The sequence below is a fragment of the Iodobacter fluviatilis genome (assembly GCF_004194535.1).
In the GTDB taxonomy this organism is placed as follows: Bacteria; Pseudomonadota; Gammaproteobacteria; order Burkholderiales; family Chitinibacteraceae; genus Iodobacter; species Iodobacter fluviatilis_A.
Map to the genome: position 1 here is coordinate 1251298 of NZ_CP025781.1, position 20235 is coordinate 1271532.

The 20235-nt window shown below is 47.7% G+C and carries 13 protein-coding genes and 3 rRNA genes; 9 read left to right on the plus strand and 7 right to left on the minus strand.

Translation table 11 applies throughout. The features are described 5' to 3' along the window. Positions 1 to 48 precede the first annotated feature (48 nt). Positions 49 to 480, minus strand: a complete 432-nt coding sequence (locus C1H71_RS05425; protein ID WP_130105664.1) for a CBS domain-containing protein — start codon at positions 478 to 480, stop codon at positions 49 to 51. A gap of 170 nt (positions 481 to 650) precedes the next feature. Next, positions 651 to 1526: an acetylglutamate kinase gene (gene argB, locus C1H71_RS05430; RefSeq protein ID WP_130105665.1), complete on the minus strand. Its 876-nt coding sequence runs from the start codon at positions 1524 to 1526 to the stop codon at positions 651 to 653. A gap of 189 nt (positions 1527 to 1715) precedes the next feature. Between argB and C1H71_RS05435 the strand changes: the two genes are divergently transcribed. The 9 genes from C1H71_RS05435 to C1H71_RS05470 all read left to right on the plus strand — a co-directional run bounded on the left by C1H71_RS05435 (position 1716) and on the right by C1H71_RS05470 (position 13129). After that, positions 1716 to 2354: a TetR/AcrR family transcriptional regulator gene (locus tag C1H71_RS05435; RefSeq protein WP_130105666.1), complete on the plus strand. Its 639-nt coding sequence runs from the start codon at positions 1716 to 1718 to the stop codon at positions 2352 to 2354. A gap of 3 nt (positions 2355 to 2357) precedes the next feature. Beyond that, the gene (locus tag C1H71_RS05440) at positions 2358 to 3437 is read left to right on the plus strand and encodes an efflux RND transporter periplasmic adaptor subunit (protein ID WP_130105667.1); all 1080 of its coding nucleotides are present in this window, start codon (positions 2358 to 2360) and stop codon (positions 3435 to 3437) included. A 4-nt stretch (positions 3438 to 3441) separates the two neighbouring features. Beyond that, positions 3442 to 4389 (plus strand): efflux RND transporter permease subunit, encoded by a 948-nt coding sequence (locus C1H71_RS21780; protein WP_308418302.1) that lies wholly within the window; start codon positions 3442 to 3444, stop codon positions 4387 to 4389. Continuing rightward, on the plus strand, positions 4332 to 6539 hold the full coding sequence (locus C1H71_RS05445; RefSeq protein WP_308418303.1) for an efflux RND transporter permease subunit: 2208 nt from the start codon (positions 4332 to 4334) through the stop codon (positions 6537 to 6539). The genes C1H71_RS21780 and C1H71_RS05445 overlap by 58 nt, the downstream gene beginning before the upstream one ends. 170 nt (positions 6540 to 6709) lie before the next feature. Then, positions 6710 to 8032, plus strand: coding sequence for a TolC family outer membrane protein (locus C1H71_RS05450; protein ID WP_130105668.1), 1323 nt, complete (start codon positions 6710 to 6712; stop codon positions 8030 to 8032). 80 nt (positions 8033 to 8112) lie between these two features. After that, on the plus strand, positions 8113 to 8442 hold the full coding sequence (locus C1H71_RS05455) for an H-NS histone family protein (RefSeq protein ID WP_188053600.1): 330 nt from the start codon (positions 8113 to 8115) through the stop codon (positions 8440 to 8442). Positions 8443 to 8714: 272 nt separating this feature from the next. After that, positions 8715 to 10841 (plus strand): UvrD-helicase domain-containing protein, encoded by a 2127-nt coding sequence (locus C1H71_RS05460; protein ID WP_130105670.1) that lies wholly within the window; start codon positions 8715 to 8717, stop codon positions 10839 to 10841. Between the two features lie 177 nt (positions 10842 to 11018). Next, the gene (locus C1H71_RS05465; protein ID WP_130105671.1) at positions 11019 to 12707 is read left to right on the plus strand and encodes a response regulator; all 1689 of its coding nucleotides are present in this window, start codon (positions 11019 to 11021) and stop codon (positions 12705 to 12707) included. A gap of 122 nt (positions 12708 to 12829) precedes the next feature. Continuing rightward, complete coding sequence (locus C1H71_RS05470) at positions 12830 to 13129, plus strand: STAS domain-containing protein (protein ID WP_262488397.1); 300 nt, start codon at positions 12830 to 12832, stop codon at positions 13127 to 13129. Between the two features lie 167 nt (positions 13130 to 13296). Here C1H71_RS05470 and C1H71_RS05475 read toward each other — a convergent pair whose 3' ends face one another. From C1H71_RS05475 to C1H71_RS05495, 5 genes are all read right to left on the minus strand, one after another. Further along, entirely contained in the window at positions 13297 to 14352 is a 1056-nt protein-coding gene (locus C1H71_RS05475) for an AI-2E family transporter (protein WP_130105672.1), read from the minus strand. A 91-nt stretch (positions 14353 to 14443) separates the two neighbouring features. After that, positions 14444 to 14746 (minus strand): hypothetical protein, encoded by a 303-nt coding sequence (locus C1H71_RS05480; protein WP_130105673.1) that lies wholly within the window; start codon positions 14744 to 14746, stop codon positions 14444 to 14446. 312 nt (positions 14747 to 15058) lie between these two features. Further along, positions 15059 to 15172: ribosomal RNA gene (gene rrf, locus C1H71_RS05485) — 5S ribosomal RNA — on the minus strand. Between the two features lie 149 nt (positions 15173 to 15321). Next, a 23S ribosomal RNA gene (locus tag C1H71_RS05490) occupies positions 15322 to 18309 on the minus strand. 302 nt (positions 18310 to 18611) lie between these two features. Further along, positions 18612 to 20145, minus strand: a 16S ribosomal RNA gene (locus C1H71_RS05495). Together the 16S, 23S and 5S rRNA genes form the textbook arrangement of a ribosomal RNA operon. Positions 20146 to 20235 lie beyond the last annotated feature (90 nt).

The window sequence follows — 20235 nt, forward strand, 5'->3', positions numbered from 1 at the left end:
TAAAAAAGACCAGCATGGCTGGTCTGTTTAGGGTGGCCGTATTTAAGCTCAAGAATGAATATAGTGCTCTAACTGAGCGATGGTAAATTTCTGCTCGTCGATGATTTCTCGCACCAAATCGCCAATCGATAATACCCCTAATACCTTATCCCCATCTAAAACCGGTAAGTGGCGAATCCGTTTTTCACTCATGATCGCCATACATTCATCGATAGTGGCAGATGGCGGCACACACAGTAGCTTACGCGTCATGATTTCTGAGACTGGCGTACCCGCCGAAGTCTTACCCATCAGAATCACTTTTCTGGCGTAATCTCGTTCGGAGAAAATCCCAACAAGGTGATTTTCTTCCATCACCAACAAAGCACCAATATTTTTTTCTGCAAGCACTTGCAAGGCTTGATACACGGAAGCCTGAGGTGTAACTGACAAGATATTATCTATGGCTTTTTCTGCAAGCAGCTGGCGTGCTGTTTTCATATGGTCATCTCCCTGATGGCTAGTACTCTAATTTTAGATGCCAGAGCGCAACATGCAAGGATGACTTAGCTTACTTTTTACAAAAAGACAAGAAAAGGGGATGAAAGCATCACAATCTTAATATTTCAATTGCTTAGACTAGGAGTCTCCTAGCCTAAGCAGCGTACAACTCACTTAGCGCGAATCATGGTTCCTACGCCTTGCTCGGTGAGTACTTCTAGCAGTAATGCGTGTTTTACTCGGCCATCAATAATATGCACCGCATTCACGCCGCTCTTAGCAGCATCGAGCGCTGAAGAGATTTTAGGCAGCATGCCACCAGAAATCGTGCCGTCTGCAAATAGCTCGTCGATACGTTTAGCAGAGAGCTTCGTAAGCAGATTGCCTTCCTTATCAAGTACGCCAGGGGTATTTGTCATCATGATGAGCTTTTCAGCATGCAAGACTTCAGCCAGCTTGCCCGCAACTAAATCGGCGTTGATATTGTAGCTTTCGCCATTTCTATCTACGCCAATCGGTGCAATCACAGGGATAAAATCACCCGCGTCTAAATGCGCCACGATAGTTGGGTCGATCGATTCAATTTCGCCCACTTGGCCAATATCTAACAGCTCGTCCGAGCTGTCTTTTAGATACATTTTACGAGCCTTAATAAAATGCCCGTCTTGCCCAGTTAAACCAACCGCCTTACCACCATGCTTATTAATCAAGGAAACGATTTCCTTGTTTACATGGCCGCCCAATACCATTTCTACAACATCCATGGTTTCGGCGTCGGTGACGCGCATCCCTTGGATAAATTCGCCTTTCTTACCGATGCGATCAAGTAATTCGTTAATTTGTGGGCCACCACCGTGTACAACGACGGGGTTCATCCCCACCAACTTAAGCAGTACCACATCACTAGCAAACCCTTCTTTTAACTCGGGTTCAGTCATTGCATTACCACCGTATTTGATAACGATGGTCTTATCAAAAAAACGCTGAATATAAGGCAAGGCTTCTGAAAGAATTTCGGCTTTTTCTTGCGGGGTAATCATGGTCATGGCGAGTCCAAAAACAAGATAAGGTCTAGCAGCCCTGCCATACCTAAGTCATCTCTACTGTAGAGACTAAAGGGAGGCTGCCGCGTAGCAGAATTCTAACAGTCTCAAGCGAGTTAGATGGCAATTTTTGACAAAAATCACCCTACACATAATAATTGAATAAGTATTCATTTATTTAAAAAGTACACAATGCAACCGGAAAACAAACGTTGGGCACGCCGCAAAGAAGCACGCCCTCAGGAAATTTTAGCCGCGGCACTCAAACTCTTTGTAAAAAAAGGCTTTGCGGCCACCAAAATGGCCGATATCGCCAAGGCCGCTGGAGTGACCTGTGGCACGCCCTATGTCTATTTTTCAAGCAAAGAAGAGATTTTTAAAGCCGTTGTCCGCGAGCTGTTACTGCCCCAACTGGCGCGTTGTCATGATTTACTGAGCAATTTTCAAGGCAGCTCTGCAGAGCTGCTGCGTGCCATGCTGCAAACATGGTGGCAGGCCATGGGTGAGAGCGAGTTTTCTGCCATGCCTAAGCTGATGATTGCCGAGGGCAGTAATTTCCCCGAAGTCGCAAAGATTTACCAAGAAGAATTTGTAAACCCTGGCAATAAAATGCTGCGGCATCTCCTGCAAAGAGGTATCGCCAGCGGCGAGTTTCGCTTGCTCGATATTGATTACGCCATCGAAGTAATTTGTGCCCCCATTGTGATGGCCATGCTGATGAAGCATTCGCTGATCAACTGCCTGCCTGACGAGCTGGATCCTGAAAGGTTCATCAACACCACGCTCGACCTCCTCCTTAACGGCCTACTAGCCTCACCCAAGGACCATTGAAACATGAATAAAACGATCCCTTTGCTGCTGATTGCTACGGTACTACTCAGCGCCTGCAAGGAAGAGGCCAAGCCACAGGAAGAAATTCGCCCCGTTCGCACCATCACGCTAGCCTCTCATCCAAGCAGCAACCACGCCGAATTTTCTGGCGAACTGCACGCTCGTCAAGAAAGTACTTTAGGTTTTCGGATTCCAGGCAAGTTAATCAGCCGCGAAGTCGAGATTGGCAGCGTGGTTAAAGCAGGTGCTGTACTCGCTAGAATTGATGCTCAAGATATGGCACTGAATGCACTCGCAGCCAAAGCACAAACAGAATCAGCACAAAGCCAACTGACCCAGCTCAAATTAGATCTGACCCGCTCTCAAGAGCTACTCGCCAAAAAATTTGTAAGCCAAGCCGAAGTCGATCGCAAGCAAACCGCCGTCATTGGCGCACAAAAATCACTGCAACAAGCTCAATCTCAACAGCAACTCGCCCAAAATCAAGCGGGCTATACCACGCTACTAGCCAGTAGCGATGGCGTTATTACCGCCACCTTAGCCGAGCCTGGCCAAGTCTTAGCCGCAGGCCAGCCGGTGGTGCAATTAGCGAAAGCCGGTGAGGTTGAAGTCTTTATTGACCTACCCGAAGCACGTAGCCACGATTTAAAATCAGGCCAGCACACCGAGATTAGCTTCTGGGCGCTACCCGGTAAAACTTATAATGGCAAAGTACGTGAAGTATCCCCCGCAGCCGATCCAGTCAGCCGTACTTACCGCGCCAAAGTGACACTAGAAAAGCCCTCCGCTGATATCCGTCTTGGCATGAGTGCCACGGTAAAAAGCAGCCAAAACAGCGCCACTCAAGCCAGCACCACGCTGCCACTGACCGCTATCTATGGCAAAGACAAGGGTCAACGCATCTGGCTAGTTGATATGCAAAGCAAACGGGTCAAGAGTGTTGCCGTTGAAGCCAGCCAATTAGATCGTAACGAGCAAGTACAGGTGAAGGGGCTTAAAGCGGGTGATGTCGTTGTTACCGCCGGTGTGCATCTATTACGCGAAGGGCAGGCTGTGAAGCTATTGCCTGCACAAGGGGAATAGCAACATGAAGCAAAACAAACCAGATTTAGCCAAACAAGGCTTTAATTTATCGGCCTGGGCCTTAAAGCATCAATCCCTTGTGCTGTATTTAATGGTAGTGCTTTCGCTGGGTGGCATTCTGGCTTACGGCAAACTCGGCATGAAAGAAGATCCAGAGTTCACCTTTAAAGCGATGGTGGTCAGAAGCTTCTGGCCAGGTGCCAGTGCGCCAGAAATGGAGCAGCAGGTTACCGATAAGCTGGAAGAAGCGCTGCAGGGCATTGCTTATATCCACTTCACTAAAAGTTATTCCAGAAGTGGCGAATCGCTGATCACGATTATGCTGCACGAAGATCAAAAAAATAATGTGACCGATGCTTGGTATCAGGTCAGAAAGCGCATTAACGACGCCAAGAGTAAGCTGCCGCTGGGTGTGGTGGGGCCATTTTTTAATGATGAGTTTGGTGATACCTACGGCAATCTCTACGCCTTCACCGGCGATGGCTTCAGCTACCCTGAGCTGAAAAAATATATTGAGCTGGCCCGCACCGAATTACTGCGTATTCCAGATGTAAACAAAGCGCTGCTGATTGGCCAGCAGGATGAGAAAATCTATGTGGAATACTCCAATGCCAAGCTCGCCAGCTTAGGCATTTCGCCATTTCAAATCAATAAAGTCATTGCCGCCACCAATACAGTTACCCCAGCTGGTGCAATAGAGGGCAAGGACGAGCACGTATTTTTACGCGTAACTGGCGGTTTTAACGCCGTAGAGCACTTACGCAGTCTACCGATTACCGTGGCTGGTAAAACCTTTTTGCTAGGCGATATCGCTCAGGTATTTCGCGCCACGATCGATCCCCCCAAACCAAAATGCGCTATCAAGGGCAAGACGCGGTGGGTTTGGGCATCTCGATGCGTAAAGGGGGTGACGTCGTCAAAATGGGCCAGCAGATTGATGCATCGCTCGTAAAAATCAAAAGTAGCTTACCCATTGGTATAGAAATCCATACTATTTCTGACCAACCAGCCGTGGTTAAAAACGCCATCCACATCTTCATGAAATCCTTGCTGGAAGCCGTGGTCATTGTATTGGCAGTCAGCTTTTTAAGCTTGGGTTGGCGCACCGGTGTTGTAGTGGCCTTATGCATTCCATTGGTACTACTGCTTACCTTCCTTGGCATGAGTATTTTCAATATCGAGCTCCAAAGGATTTCACTCGGCGCACTGGTGATCGCGCTGGGCTTATTAGTGGACGACGCCATTATTGCGGTTGAAATGATGGCACTTAAACTAGAGCAAGGCTGGAGCCGCTTTGAGGCTGCCACCTTTGCCTATACCTCCACCGCATTTCCTATGCTAACCGGCACCTTGATTACCGCAGCAGGTTTCTTGCCGGTGGGGCTGGCTAAATCGGATGCAGGTGAATACACCTTCTCTATCTTTGCCGTGATCGGAATTGCGCTAGTACTGTCTTGGGTAGTGGCTGTGGTATTTACCCCCTATATGGGCTATCACCTGCTTCCAGAAACGCCTCGGCATGAAGAACACGATATTTACCAAGGAGGGTTTTATGCACGCTTTCGCAAGCTAGTAACGTGGTGCGTCACATGGCGAAAGACAGTGATTACTGCCACCCTAGGCGCGTTTCTGCTGGCTGTCGCCACCTTTGCCCTGTTTATCCCGCAGCAGTTCTTCCCTGCCTCTGCACGCCCCGAGCTGATGGTAGATATGTGGCTACCCTACACCGCCTCTTATGAAGCTACCGAGCGCGAAGTCAAACGCATGGAAGCCATCGCCATAAAAGATCCCGATGTCGATCATGTCACCAGCTATATCGGCGTAGGCTCGCCGCGTTACTACCTACCCCTCGATGAGCAAATGCCTAACCTCAACTTTGGCCAGCTAACGGTAATGACCAAAAACGAAAAGGTACGGGAGAACGTCTACAAACGCCTTGCCCAGAAATTCGCTGATGATTTTCCACTGGTACGTGGCCGGGTAACACGCTTAGAGAACGGCCCGCCGGTTGGATATCCAGTGCAGTTCCGTATTAGTGGCACAGATACCGCCGAACTGGGCCGCATTGCCAATCAAGTGGCCGATGCGATGCGCAAAAACCCAGACACGCGCCAAGTCCACACTGATTGGGGCGAAAAAGTAAAGGTGATACGTCTACAAACCAAGCAAGACCGTTTACGCCAACTTGGCTTAACCTCGCAAGAGCTGGCTACTTACTTACAAATGGCCGTATCTGGCATTACCGCCACACAATATCGTGAAGCCGATCAGAGTATCGATGTGGTCACCCGTCTCACCAGCGATGAGCGCACACGCCTCGATTTTCTGAAAGATTTGCGCGTACCCCTTCCATCGGGCCAGTTTGTACCGCTGTCCCAACTGGCAACTTTGCAGTTAGAGAACGAAGAAAGCTTAATATGGCGACGTAATAGGGTCGCCACACTCACGGTACGTGCCGATGTGGCTGGCAGCGCCCAAGCGCCTGACGTGAGCAATGCGCTGATGCCTAGAGTGCGTGAAATCGAAGCCAAGCTGCCTCAGGGTTATCATATTGAAACCGGCGGCACGCTAGAATCATCTGCCACGGGGCAAGAGTCGATTAATAAAGTCATGCCACTGATGTTGCTAGTCGTCATGACCTTATTAATGCTGCAGCTGCAAAGCATTCAGAGAATGATCATGGTGCTGCTCACCGCGCCGCTAGGCCTGATTGGCGTGGCCATTTCCTTACTTTTATTTCAAGCGCCATTTGGGTTTGTGGCTATGTTGGGCGTGATCGCGCTTTCAGGCATGATTATGCGCAACTCGGTGATTCTGATGGATCAGATTGAGCAAGATCGTGCCGCAGGGGACGATGCTTGGACCGCCGTCATTGAATCAGCGGTAAGGCGTTTTCGGCCCATTATGCTGACAGCCGCAGCTGCAATCCTCGCAATGATCCCTCTGACTCGGGATACTTTCTGGGGCCCAATGGCCATTGCCATTATGGGTGGGCTCTTTGTAGCAACCGTCTTAACTTTATTATTTTTACCGGCTTTATATGCCGCATGGTTCCGCTTAAGCCCACCAGAGCGGCCTACAAATATAAAAACATCTACATAAAACATACAAATTTCGACAAATTAAAATTAGCAGGGAGGGGGATTATCTCCCTCTTCCTTGTATGACTTAGATCTGAACAGAAGCCTCTGAGCAAGATAACTGCACTTCAGCCTGTTTTTAAACGCCATTTTGAACAAAATATTCACCCACTCAAAACACCTGAGACACCAATGATGAAAAAAACTTTAATTGCTCTGAGCATCGCCATTTTTTCACAACCGCTCTTTGCTGCTGATTTGATCGAATCTTGGAGCGCAGCACAAAAATATGATGCTAATTTTGCCGCCGCACGCGCAGGGCTAGATGCGGGGCGCGAAAAGATCGAGCAAGGTAAAGCCTTATTACTGCCGCATGTTTCTTTAGCGGGGAATGCTAATCGGGAGCAATCACGCTACAGCCCAGAAAACCGTGACAGCATCAACTCAAATGGCGAGAGCTATGGCTATAAACTAAGCCTCACCCAGCCTATTTATCGAGCAGACGCATTTGCAGGTGCCGATCAGCTCAAAAAACAAACTGAACAAGCCGAAGTTATTTTTCGCGTAGCGGAGCAAGACTTAATTTTGCGCGTAGCTAAAACTTACTTTGAAGTTTTAGGTGCAGAAGAAAAAGTAAAACAAACCACGGCCCAAAAAGAAGCGGTTGCCCAACAACTGGCACAGGCAAAAAAATCTTTTGAAGTTGGCGTATCGACTATTACCGATACAGATGAAGCTCAGGCACGATTTGATTCGATCACTTCTGCTGAAATTGCTGCGAAAAATGATCTAGCCATTAAGCGTAATGCATATGAGCAGCTTACTCAGCTTAATCCAACGGGGTTAAAACCGATTAGCAATCGCCAGCAACCTACCCCACCACAACCTAATGATATGGCAGCATGGATACAGCGCAGTGAAAATGGCAGCTTAGTGATTGCAGGTCAGCAATTAGGTTTAGATATTGCCAGCCGAGAAATCGACAAATATCGGCTAGAAAGTTCCCCAACTCTTGATTTAGTAGCTGGTTATGGTGATGCTTGGCAATCTGCGGGCATATCCAAATCAGGTGGATTAGATCGCAGCGGCTCAGGACAAATTGGCTTGCAATTATCCATTCCATTATTTACGGGTGGAGATCGTTCTTCTAAATTACGCGAAGCAATCGCAAAAAAAGAACAACAACGCCAAACGGTAGAAGCAAGTCGTAGAGATACAACTCAATTCACCAAGCAAGCTTTTTTAGGCGTAAGTTCCGGCGCTGCACAAATCCTCGCATTGCAACAAGCTCTTAAATCGAGCGAATCATCATTAGCATCAACTAAATTAGGACGCGAAGTTGGAGTGCGTACTACTATTGATGTACTTAATGCCGAACAAGCCTATTTCTCCACCCGTTACGACCTAACAGTAGCCCGCTACACCTATTTGTATGCTCGTTTACAATTAGCCGCGACAAGCGGGGAATTGTCTGAAAAAGATCTAAATTCAATAAATATTTGGCTTGGTAATTAAGAAAGCTTGAATTGTAGCGAATAGATATCCATAATCCGTTCGGTGGAGTATCCCAATTTAAAAACCCAAGGAGAATTACCGTGATTGATCTTTCCCCACTGAGCTATAGCGACTTAGTTGAACTGCGCAAGAACCTAGAAGTTGAAATTGTTCGTCGCAAAGAATCAGAAAAGCAAAACCTGATTGCCGAACTGCAAAACTTGGTTGCTTCTAAAGGCTTCTCATTGTCTGATGTATTGGGCACAAGCAGCGACAAAAAAGCAGCTAAAAAAGCAGCTTCTACTGCTAAAGCACAATTCCGTAACCCAGCTGATGCAGAACAAACTTGGACTGGCCGTGGCCGTAAGCCACAATGGGCAATTGAATTCTTAGCCCAAGGTGGTTCATTAGAAGCACTGCGTATCGCCTAATTAAGCCTTGTTTTATGAAATAAAGAATAAACCGGCAGCATATTGTTTTACTGAAAATTATTTTATATACAGGCACAAAAATTAATTTCTGTGCCTGTATGTAAATACCTCATGCTAAATTAGTATACCCTTGAATACTCTCATTATTTTATAAAACATTGTGCGCGTATCGCCCCAAACAAGGCAGCTTCGGCTGCCTTGTTTGTTATTTAGCCCCTACTAAATAGACTGCTAGCAGTACAATCCTCTCATCTTTACTGTGAATCCTTGCCATGCCGCATCCCCTTACCGCAAATCTCAATCCAGAACAAGCCGCAGCCGTTGAGCTTCCTCCGGAACACGCCCTGATTTTGGCCGGTGCGGGTAGCGGCAAAACCAGTGTGTTAACAACGCGCATTGCTTGGCTGTTATCTACAGGACAATGCAGCCCCGCTGGTTTATTGTCAGTCACTTTTACCAATAAAGCCGCAAAAGAAATGCTGCTCAGAATTACCTCCATGATGCCGCTTAATCCACGTGGATTATGGATGGGTACATTCCACGGATTATGTAATCGTATGCTGCGTTTACATTGGCGGGATGCTGGCTTACCCGAAGCTTTTGCAATTTTAGATTCTGCCGAACAACTTTCACTCATTAAGCGGATATTGAAAGCATTAAATATAGATGATGAAAAATATCCAGCAAAAGTTTTACAACATTATATTAATGCCCATAAAGAAAATGGCCGCCGCGCAGGTGATGTAGATACTTGGGATGATTACTCGCGCATGCTGCGATTAATTTATGAGGAATATGAAAAACAATGCCAACGGGAAGGCGTGGCAGATTTTTCTGAATTATTACTACGCTGTTACGAATTACTTTCTAAAAATGAATCTTTACGGGCCCATTATCAAAGCCGTTTCCGACACATTTTAGTCGATGAATTTCAAGACACAAATAAACTCCAATATGCGTGGTTAAAGCTTTTGGCGGGCAAAGAGAATGCCCTCTTTGCCGTTGGCGATGATGACCAATCTATTTACGCATTCCGTGGTGCGAATGTGGGCAATATGCATGATTTTCAAACTGAATTTTCCGTAAAGCACGTGATTCGCCTTGAGCAGAATTATCGATCGCAAGGCAATATTTTAGATGCCGCCAATGCCGTGATTGCAAATAACCGTAATCGCTTAGGTAAAGAACTATGGACCAGCGAGCCAGCTGGCGAACCTATTCGCGTATTTGAAGCAGCCACAGATTTTGAAGAAGCCGCTTTTATTGTTGAAGAAGCACAGTCATTGATTAGAGATGGCAATCGGGCCAATGATATTGCCATTCTTTATCGCGCCAATGCCCAATCACGGGTAATTGAACACGCACTATTTACCGCAGGGGTACCCTATCGCGTCTATGGTGGTTTACGCTTTTTTGAACGCCAAGAAATCAAACATGCCCTAGCTTACTTGCGTCTGATTGCCAATCCTGGCGACGATAACGCCCTGCTACGCGTCATGAACTTCCCCACCCGTGGCATTGGTGCCCGTACCATCGAAAGTATCCAAGAAAGCGCGCGTAATGCCGGTACAAGCCTCTGGCAAGCCGCTTGCTCTGGAGCAGCAGGCCGTGGTGCCGCAGCGGTTAAGAAATTCGCTGAGATGATCGAAGGGATGCGCCAGCAAGCCACAGGGCTGGCGATGCCTGAATTGGTCGATATGATGCTTGATCTATCAGGCCTACGTGCACACTACAAAGCGGATAAAGAAGGCGAAGAACGCCTCGCCAACTTAGGTGAGCTCATCAATGCTGCCACTAATTTTGTGCAAGAAGATGAAAACAATCTCATCGCTTTTTTATCGCATGCCAGCCTAGAAGCCGGAGATCATCAAGCGGGTGCGCATGAAGAAGCCCTACAACTGATGACCGTGCACGCCTCAAAAGGCCTAGAGTTTCACGCGGTATTTTTATGTGGCCTAGAAGAAGGCTTATTCCCCCACGATAACAGCATGAATGATGCAAACGCAGTGGAAGAAGAACGCCGCTTAATGTATGTAGCCATTACCCGTGCTCGTCGCCGTCTTTACATTACACTGGCACAAAGTCGCATGCTGCACGGGCAAACGCGCTATGCCGTAGCTAGCCGCTTTATGCAAGAAATCCCCCAGCAACTTTTGAAGTTCTTAAACCGTGGGTATGCGCCACAGGGCTATTCAGGCCCAGCCACCCTTGCCAGCAAAATTAAATCACCTACGCCCGAGCATGGCTTGGCCATAGGAATGAATGTGGAGCATCCAAAGTTTGGCAGGGGCGTGGTGACCGATTATGAAGGGGGTGCCAGTGGTAATGTCCAAGTCAATTTTGCTGATGCAGGATCTAAATGGCTTGCTGTGGCTTATGCAAAATTAAAAGCATTGTAATGCCTAAGCTTATTTTTGATTTTTGAATTGATAGAGGCTAGTTACTTGGCTATAGCTTAAAGTGAACAAGCATATAGGCAAGCTAGCCTCTTTAATTTACTCTATAGACCTTACTCATTACCTTGGTCGGTCTTAAGCGGGCCACGGCATACACCCTACCTACAAGCCTCAAACCCTATGGCTGAAAAAATTAGCTCCTTCTCGGTAATCTCCTCAGCCACGGCCAAGCGTAAAGCGGCCAACGGCATTCCTGACATCGCCAGTTTGCAAGTTTTAGTGATCGATCCTCTGGCGGAAATTCGTACCACCGTTGGGATGACCCTCGGCCAATATGGCACCAGCCATATAGATCATGCCAGCAACAGCAACGAGGCCTTAACAAGCATCCGTCGGATTAAATATGACTTGGTACTGTGCGAATATGATTTAGGCACAGGGCAAGATGGTTTATTTCTATTTGATGAGGCGCGCCGTAATGATTTGCTCAAGGCTTCATCTATTTTTATCATTATGACCGCCGAGCGAAGCGCCCAAAAAGTACTCGGAGCCGCCGAACAATCCCCCGATAGCATTTTACTCAAGCCATTTACCAGTGAGATGCTCTACGGCCGTATCCTTACCGCCCTGCAAAAAAAAGTACGCTTTAAATTAGTGGATGAAACCATCATGGCCCACGATTTTTTAACGGCGATCCAGCTTTGCATCAAGGCAGCCAAAACCAGTGGCGATTACGCTATCGACTTTTTGCGGCTACAAATTCACTTATTACTCCGAATTGGCGATTGGGTTAGTGTTCGAGACCAATGTCGGCAACTGCTCGTAGAACAAGATTTACCTTGGGCAAAAATGGCACTAGGTAAAGCCTTATATCAACTAAAAGGCTATTCAGAAGCAACATCTGTCTTTAAAGCCATTATGAGCGAGCATGCACATGCTCTTGAGGCCTACGATTGGCTTGCCCGCGCCCAACAAGCCATGGGTGACGACCAAGCCGCTAAAGAGACCTTGCAACGCGCCATTGTTAAATCGCCCTTTGTCGCCACAAGGCAGCGACAGCTCGGCGATGTTGCTTTGCGTAGTGGCGATTTAGCCACGGCTGAAACAGCCCTGCTGGAAACAGTTAAAATTGCTCGGCATTCATTCTTGCGTGATCCAAGCGATTACGGGCAATTAGCTGACGTACAAATTAGCAGAGGCGATGTGGTAGCAGCACGACGTACCGTCGCGGAGGTAAGAAAGGACTTTAAAGACCCCGAGGTCGTGATTTTAGCCGATGCGCTTGATGCAGATATCTCTATGCAGGTGGGTGAAGTAGAAAGTGCTCAGAACCAGCTTAATATTGCACTATCGCAGCTGGTGCAACTCAAGTTTCCCCCCAGCCCAACGGTTGGCTTAGCTTTAGCCAAGGCTTGTTTTAATCAACAAAGGGAGGCACTGGCAGAAATTGTGGTGCGTAATCTGCTAAAAAATCGCCATGACGATTTATCCTTAGCGGCAAAAATTACCGCGCTGTATCAGCAGCAGGGCAAGCCTGAACAAGCCGAGCTCCTGATCAAAGAAAACACGGCCAGCATTGTTGCCCTCAATAATGAAGCGGTACAGCTCGCTCGGAGTGGCAATTTAGCAGGGGCAGCCGAGCGTTTCATCCGTGCAGCAACCGAGATGCCAGGCAATTTGCAAGTCTTGCTCAATACCGTCAATGCGCTACTGGCCCACACCAACCAACACGGCTGGCATCTAGAATGGATGCAATTAAGCCATGAGTTTCTACAACGCATCCACGAACTTGATCCGATCAATGGCAGAGGCTTACAGCTGCAAGAGTTTTATCGTAAAACTAAAATACGCTATGACATAACTAACTGACCCCAAGTATTAGTTAGTTAATAATGAACTCCCAGCAAAAGTCAAAATGCATCTCTACAATGAAGAGAGTGTAAAACCTCTAGGCTTGCTAAACTGAATTGAGATTAACGAAGGAAACAATCATGCAAACCAGTACTAAGATTGATAATAACAAAGGTCGCATCATGCTGAACGGCAACTTCACGTTTGAATCACATCGTGAGTTCAAGCAAGCCACTACTGCCGCACTAGAAACCCCTGGTCTGACCGAGTTAGAGATGGATTTTAGTGCGGTGGACTACATGGACTCAGCGGCATTAGGCATGCTATTGCTATTAAATGAACGCGCCAATGGTCGAAAAGTCACCTTAGTTAACTGCCGTGGAACCGTCAAAGCCGTGCTAGAAATTGCCAACTTTGGCAAAATTTTCGAAATAAAATAACTGATGTTACGCAGGCCTTTAGGTGGAATGCGCTCTGCAGCTGATTGAGAAAACCCTAACCCATTGATTTTTCATAATGGGTGCGTAACATCAGTAAAATAATTACCAACAAAAAGGCACCGCTTTACCTGCGGTGCCTTACCTCTTCCAATAAAGACTCTCACCCTTCAAACACTTTCAGCCCCTTTAACCCAGCTTCCCAGCAAGGTATAGCAAACGGCCAGCAGGGTTGGGCCTAAAAACACGCCTAATAAACCAAATGCCAAAGCACCACCCAATACACCAAATAAAATCAAAATAAAGGGTAAATCGCTTTCCTTACCAATAAAGAGCGGCTTAACCACATTATCTGCAGTACCCACCACCACCACCATCCATATGGCTAGAAACACCGCCCAGCCTGTATGTCCCTGTTGATACAACCACGCCGCCGCAGGTAAACCAATTAAACCTGGCCCACCTGGTAATAAAGACAAAAAGCAACTAGCGAAGCCAAGTGTTAATGAATTAGGTACGCCAGCAATTAAAAAACCAAACCAAGCCAATATGCCTTGCACTAAGGCTGTACCTAAGAAGCCATAAACAACCCCTCTTACTGTACCGCCCGCGACATTCAACAATGACTCTGCTTTATCCCCCGCAATACGCCGCATTGCCCCTTTCAACCATGCGGCAGCGCTTTCACCATGCAGATAAAAGAAAAAAGCCACAATTAAACTTAAAGCCAATAACAAAAATCCACCACCAACAATCCCACCAAAGCGTAATAAACCTGCAGCGACAGGGCCGCTCAAGCCTCGAATACGCTCCAATAGCTGAGGGTCTCCTTGACCTAATTTAAGCCAGAAACCATTTAGCAATTCACCAAGATAAGGAAAGGTACTAACCCATGCAGGTAAAACAGGCCAGCCCGCTTCAAATTGCAGTCTTACTGTTTTAATTAAAAAACCAGCTTGGCTCGCAAATTCAACCCCAGCGAGTAACAAAGGCAAAACCAAAAAAGTCAGTAAGGCGCTAATAAGCAGCAAAGCAGCCATAAAGCGGCGGCCTCGGCACAGCCTAACTAGCCACTGAAAAGGTCTCCATGTGGAGTAAACCAAAATAGCGGCCCAAATTACCGAAGCTAAAAAGGGAGACATGATCATCAAGCCAAGCCATATAAGCGCTCCCATAGCCAGCAGTGCAGCTAATGGCTCAATTAAATCAGAACTTTGAATTCGCATAATCACTCGCAAATAAGCATCCAGAATAGACGCTTGCTAGCATAACTTATTGCGAGCGAATAACGCGTGAATTGCAGGTTAAAATGTAAATTTAATCGTGGTATAAGTGAAAATACTTCTTTGATTGAGCGATAAGTCGAGAAACAATCACTGCAACTTGATGACGCCCAGCAATAGAATTAATGTCTTTATCACACTCTTCTAATGCTGCATGGATTTCACATGCCAAATGAAATAATACGTTTTTCTCCTGCAATGGAGCCATTGGTAGATAGTAGTTAATTTCATCAACAATATGATCAGCAAGCTCATTCGAATACTGCACAGGAGATGTCAAAATACGCTCGTACAAACGCACGCCGATCACACCAAGCGCAAGCAGCTGGGTGGCCATGATTTAACTCCTATTTAGTAAGCATTAGTTTACTCTAGTCTTATCTTCACACCACCATAGCACCTCCCGTCGGATGGCAAAACCCAATGGCAATGCAACGCTTTTATTAATAAATCTACCGCTATTCCAATATTCTTTTATCAAAACACAGTGTAATAAATAGTTAGCAACATGTAATCTACACATCAAATACAAGAAGCAAATCACTGCACGTTTTAAGCAGTTCACTTTCTACCAGCAGCCACATTTTTTCCGCAAAAAACAAAAACCCCGCCTCTTTCGAGTACGGGGGTTTTGTTTACGGCTTAGGGTGTCTGGCAATGACCTACTTTCACACAGGTAATCTGCACTATCATCGGCGCTAAGGTGTTTCACTGTCCTGTTCGGGATGGGAAGGAGTGGGGCCACCTCGCTATGGTCGCCAGACTTTAACGGGTTAACTCGTTGCACTTATTGCTCTGCAACGCGTTCAGTTCAATAGAAGAAGTAATATATTGCTTTGTATTGCTTGTTTCTCAAATTTAGTTTTCTAATCTGGGTAGATTATACCGTCGCACACACGCGCTTCAGGTTATAGGATCAAGCCTTACGGGCAATTAGTATCGGTTAGCTTAACACATTACTGCGCTTCCACACCCGACCTATCAACGTCCTGGTCTCGAACGACCCTTTAAAAGGCTTAAAGCCTTGGGGAAATCTCATCTTGAGGCGAGTTTCGCGCTTAGATGCTTTCAGCGCTTATCTCTTCCAGATTTAGCTACCCGGCGATGCCACTGGCGTGACAACCGGTACACCAGAGATCTGTCCACTCCGGTCCTCTCGTACTAGGAGCAGCCCCCCTCAAATTTCCAACGCCCACTGCAGATAGGGACCAAACTGTCTCACGACGTTTTGAACCCAGCTCACGTACCACTTTAAATGGCGAACAGCCATACCCTTGGGACCGGCTACAGCCCCAGGATGTGATGAGCCGACATCGAGGTGCCAAACTCCGCCGTCGATGTGAACTCTTGGGCGGAATCAGCCTGTTATCCCCGGAGTACCTTTTATCCGTTGAGCGATGGCCCTTCCATTCAGAACCACCGGATCACTATGTCCTGCTTTCGCACCTGCTCGACTTGTCTGTCTCGCAGTTAAGCCGCCTTATGCCATTACACTATCAGTACGATGTCCGACCGTACCTAGGCGACCTTCGAGCTCCTCCGTTACAATTTGGGAGGAGACCGCCCCAGTCAAACTGCCTACCATGCACGGTCCCCGATCCGGATAACGGACCAAGGTTAGAACCTCAAAGGGGTCAGGGTGGTATTTCAAGGTCGGCTCCACGCAGACTAGCGTCCACGCTTCAATGCCTCCCACCTATCCTACACAAACCACTTCAAAGTCCAATGCAAAGCTACAGTAAAGGTTCACGGGGTCTTTCCGTCTAGCAGCGGGGAGATTGCATCTTCACAAACATTTCAACTTCGCTGAGTCTCAGGAGGAGACAGTAGGGCCATCGTTACGCCATTCGTGCGGGTCGGAACTTACCCGACAAGGAATTTCGCTACCTTAGGACCGTTATAGTTACGGCCGCCGTTTACTGGGACTTCAGTCAAGAGCTTGCACCCCATCATTTAATCTTCCAGCACCGGGCAGGCGTCACACCCTATACGTCGTCTTTCGACTTTGCAGAGTGCTGTGTTTTTGATAAACAGTCGCAGCCCCCATTTCTCTGCGACCCATTTCAGCTCCAGCCGCAAGGGCTTTCACTTAATATGGGCTCACCTTCTCCCGAAGTTACGGTGATAATTTGCCGAGTTCCTTCTCCTGAGTTCTCTCAAGCACCTTAGAATTCTCTTCCTACCCACCTGTGTCGGTTTGCGGTACGGTCAATATAAAGCTGAAGCTTAGAGGCTTTTCTTGGAAGCATAGGATCAATCACTTCAGTCCGAGGACTTCGTCGTCACGTCTCAGCGTTATAGCAGCCCGGATTTGCCTAAGCCACACGCCTACTCGCTTAAACCCACTATTCCAACAGTGGGCTGACCTACCTTTCTCCGTCCCCCCATCGCACTTTATATCGGTACGGGAATATTAACCCGTTGTCCATCGACTACGCATTTCTGCCTCGCCTTAGGGGCCGACTCACCCTGCGCCGATGAACGTTGCGCAGGAAACCTTGGGTTTTCGGTGTGCGGGCTTTTCACCCGCATTATCGCTACTCATGTCAGCATTCGCACTTCCGATACCTCCAGCATCCTTCTCAAGACACCTTCGCAGGCCTACGGAACGCTCCTCTACCATATGTGCGTTCCTTTAAATCCACTCCGTCATTGAAGCAACTCGACTTTAATGACACGCTTTGACGTTGCTGCGCAACGCCAAGCTTATAGAATGTGCTTAAAGGAACGCACATATTCGCGTCTTCGGTTATCAGTTTGAGCCCCGTTACATCTTCCGCGCAGGACGACTCGACCAGTGAGCTATTACGCTTTCTTTAAATGATGGCTGCTTCTAAGCCAACATCCTGGCTGTCTATGCCTTCCCACCTCGTTTTCCACTTAACTGATTATTTGGGACCTTAGACGGCGATCTGGGTTGTTTCCCTCTTGACCATGGACGTTAGCACCCACAGTCTGTCTCCCATGCTCGCACTTGACGGTATTCAGAGTTTGCCATGGTTTGGTAAGTCGCGATGACCCCCTAGCCATAACAGTGCTTTACCCCCGTCAGTGATACATGAGGCACTACCTAAATAGTTTTCGAGGAGAACCAGCTATTTCCAAGTTTGTTTAGCCTTTCACCCCTATCCACAGCTCATCCCCTAATTTTGCAACATTAGTGGGTTCGGACCTCCACTGCGTTTTACCGCAGCTTCATCCTGGCCATGGATAGATCACTTGGTTTCGGGTCTACGCCCAGCAACTATGCGCCCTATTCGGACTCGGTTTCCCTACGCCTCCCCTACTCGGTTAAGCTTGCTACTGAACGTAAGTCGCTGACCCATTATACAAAAGGTACGCAGTCACCCCATTTTGCAAGGGCTCCCACTGTTTGTATGCATCCGGTTTCAGGTTCTATTTCACTCCCCTCCCGGGGTTCTTTTCGCCTTTCCCTCACGGTACTGGTTCACTATCGGTCGATGATGAGTATTTAGCCTTGGAGGATGGTCCCCCCATCTTCAAACAGGATTTCTCGTGTCCCGCCCTACTTGTCGCATGCTTAGTACCAACCAATCTTTTTCGTGTACGGGGCTATCACCCACTGTCGCCAGACTTTCCAGACTGTTCCACTAAAGTTTGATTTATCACATGCAGGCTCTTCCCATTTCGCTCGCCACTACTTTGGGAATCTCGGTTGATTTCTTTTCCTTCGGCTACTTAGATGTTTCAGTTCGCCGAGTTCGCTCTACATCACCTATGTATTCAGTGATGAGTGACCCAAAAGGGCCGGGTTTCCCCATTCGGATATCTACGGATCAATGCTTATTTGCCAGCTCCCCGTAGCTTTTCGCAGGCTAACGCGTCCTTCTTCGCCTATCATCGCCAAGGCATCCACCAGATGCACTTAGTCGCTTGATCCTATAACCTCAAACACGTATTAACAAAGTTAATACAATTCAAAGTATCTGATTTCGCTTTGTTTGCGACACTTAAACCTCAGTTCTGACTTCGAGATTTAAGTTTTGATACAATCTACCCTTATTTATTTCTAAATTTGAGTATTACTTCTTCTATTTTTTTAAAGATCAATGTACTGGCTTGCTGTGAAGCAATCAGAACTAATGTGACTTTTTAATCGCATGAGTTCTAAATCCTTCAATCACAATCCTTAAACCTACAGCCGATGAGTGTGAGTACTCAATCCAAAAGACTTTCTCTTGAAAGGAGGTGATCCAGCCGCAGGTTCCCCTACGGCTACCTTGTTACGACTTCACCCCAGTCATGAATCCCACCGTGGTAAGCGGCCTCCTTACGGTTAGCCTACCTACTTCTGGTGAAACCCATTCCCATGGTGTGACGGGCGGTGTGTACAAGGCCCGGGAACGTATTCACCGCGACATGCTGATCCGCGATTACTAGCGATTCCGACTTCATGGAGTCGAGTTGCAGACTCCAATCCGGACTACGATCGGTTTTATGAGATTAGCTCCACCTCGCGGCTTGGCAACCCTCTGTACCGACCATTGTATGACGTGTGAAGCCCTAGCCATAAGGGCCATGAGGACTTGACGTCATCCCCACCTTCCTCCGGTTTGTCACCGGCAGTCTCCTTAAAGTGCCCAACTAAATGGTAGCAACTAAGGACAAGGGTTGCGCTCGTTGCGGGACTTAACCCAACATCTCACGACACGAGCTGACGACAGCCATGCAGCACCTGTGTTCAAGTTCCTTGCGGCACTCCCCGATCTCTCAGGGATTCTTGACATGTCAAGGCTAGGTAAGGTTTTTCGCGTTGCATCGAATTAATCCACATCATCCACCGCTTGTGCGGGCCCCCGTCAATTCCTTTGAGTTTTAGCCTTGCGGCCGTACTCCCCAGGCGGTCTACTTCACGCGTTAGCTGCGTTACTAAGGAACGAATTCCCCAACAACTAGTAGACATCGTTTAGGGCGTGGACTACCAGGGTATCTAATCCTGTTTGCTCCCCACGCTTTCGTGCATGAGTGTCAGTATTAGCCCAGGGGGTTGCCTTCGCCATCGGTGTTCCTCCGCATCTCTACGCATTTCACTGCTACACGCGGAATTCCACCCCCCTCTGCCATACTCTAGTTGACCAGTTTGCAATGCAATTCCCAGGTTGAGCCCGGGGCTTTCACATCACACTTAATCAACCACCTGCGCACCCTTTACGCCCAGTAATTCCGATTAACGCTTGGACCCTACGTATTACCGCGGCTGCTGGCACGTAGTTAGCCGGTCCTTATTCTTCCGGTACTGTCATCCCTAAGAGGTATTAGCCCCTAGGATTTCCTCCCGAACAAAAGCGCTTTACAACCCGAAGGCCTTCTTCACGCACGCGGCATTGCTGGATCAGGCTTGCGCCCATTGTCCAAGATTCCCCACTGCTGCCTCCCGTAGGAGTCTGGACCGTGTCTCAGTTCCAGTGTGGCGGATCGTCCTCTAAGACCCGCTACAGATCGTCGCCTTGGTGAGCCTTTACCTCACCAACTAGCTAATCTGATATCGGCCGCTCTAATAACGAGAGGTCTTGCGATCCCCCTCTTTCCCCCTCAGGGCGTATGCGGTATTAGCTATCCTTTCGGATAGTTATCCCCCATTACTAGGTACGTTCCGATATATTACTCACCCGTTCGCCACTCGTCAGCGGTGCAAGCACCCTGTTACCGTTCGACTTGCATGTGTAAAGCATGCCGCCAGCGTTCAATCTGAGCCAGGATCAAACTCTTTAGTTTAATCGCTAAGCTAGTACTTACTGGCTTACTTTATTCGGCACATCCATCGCTGAATGCGCCTTACTAATGCAAGCACTTGTTTCGCTTCCG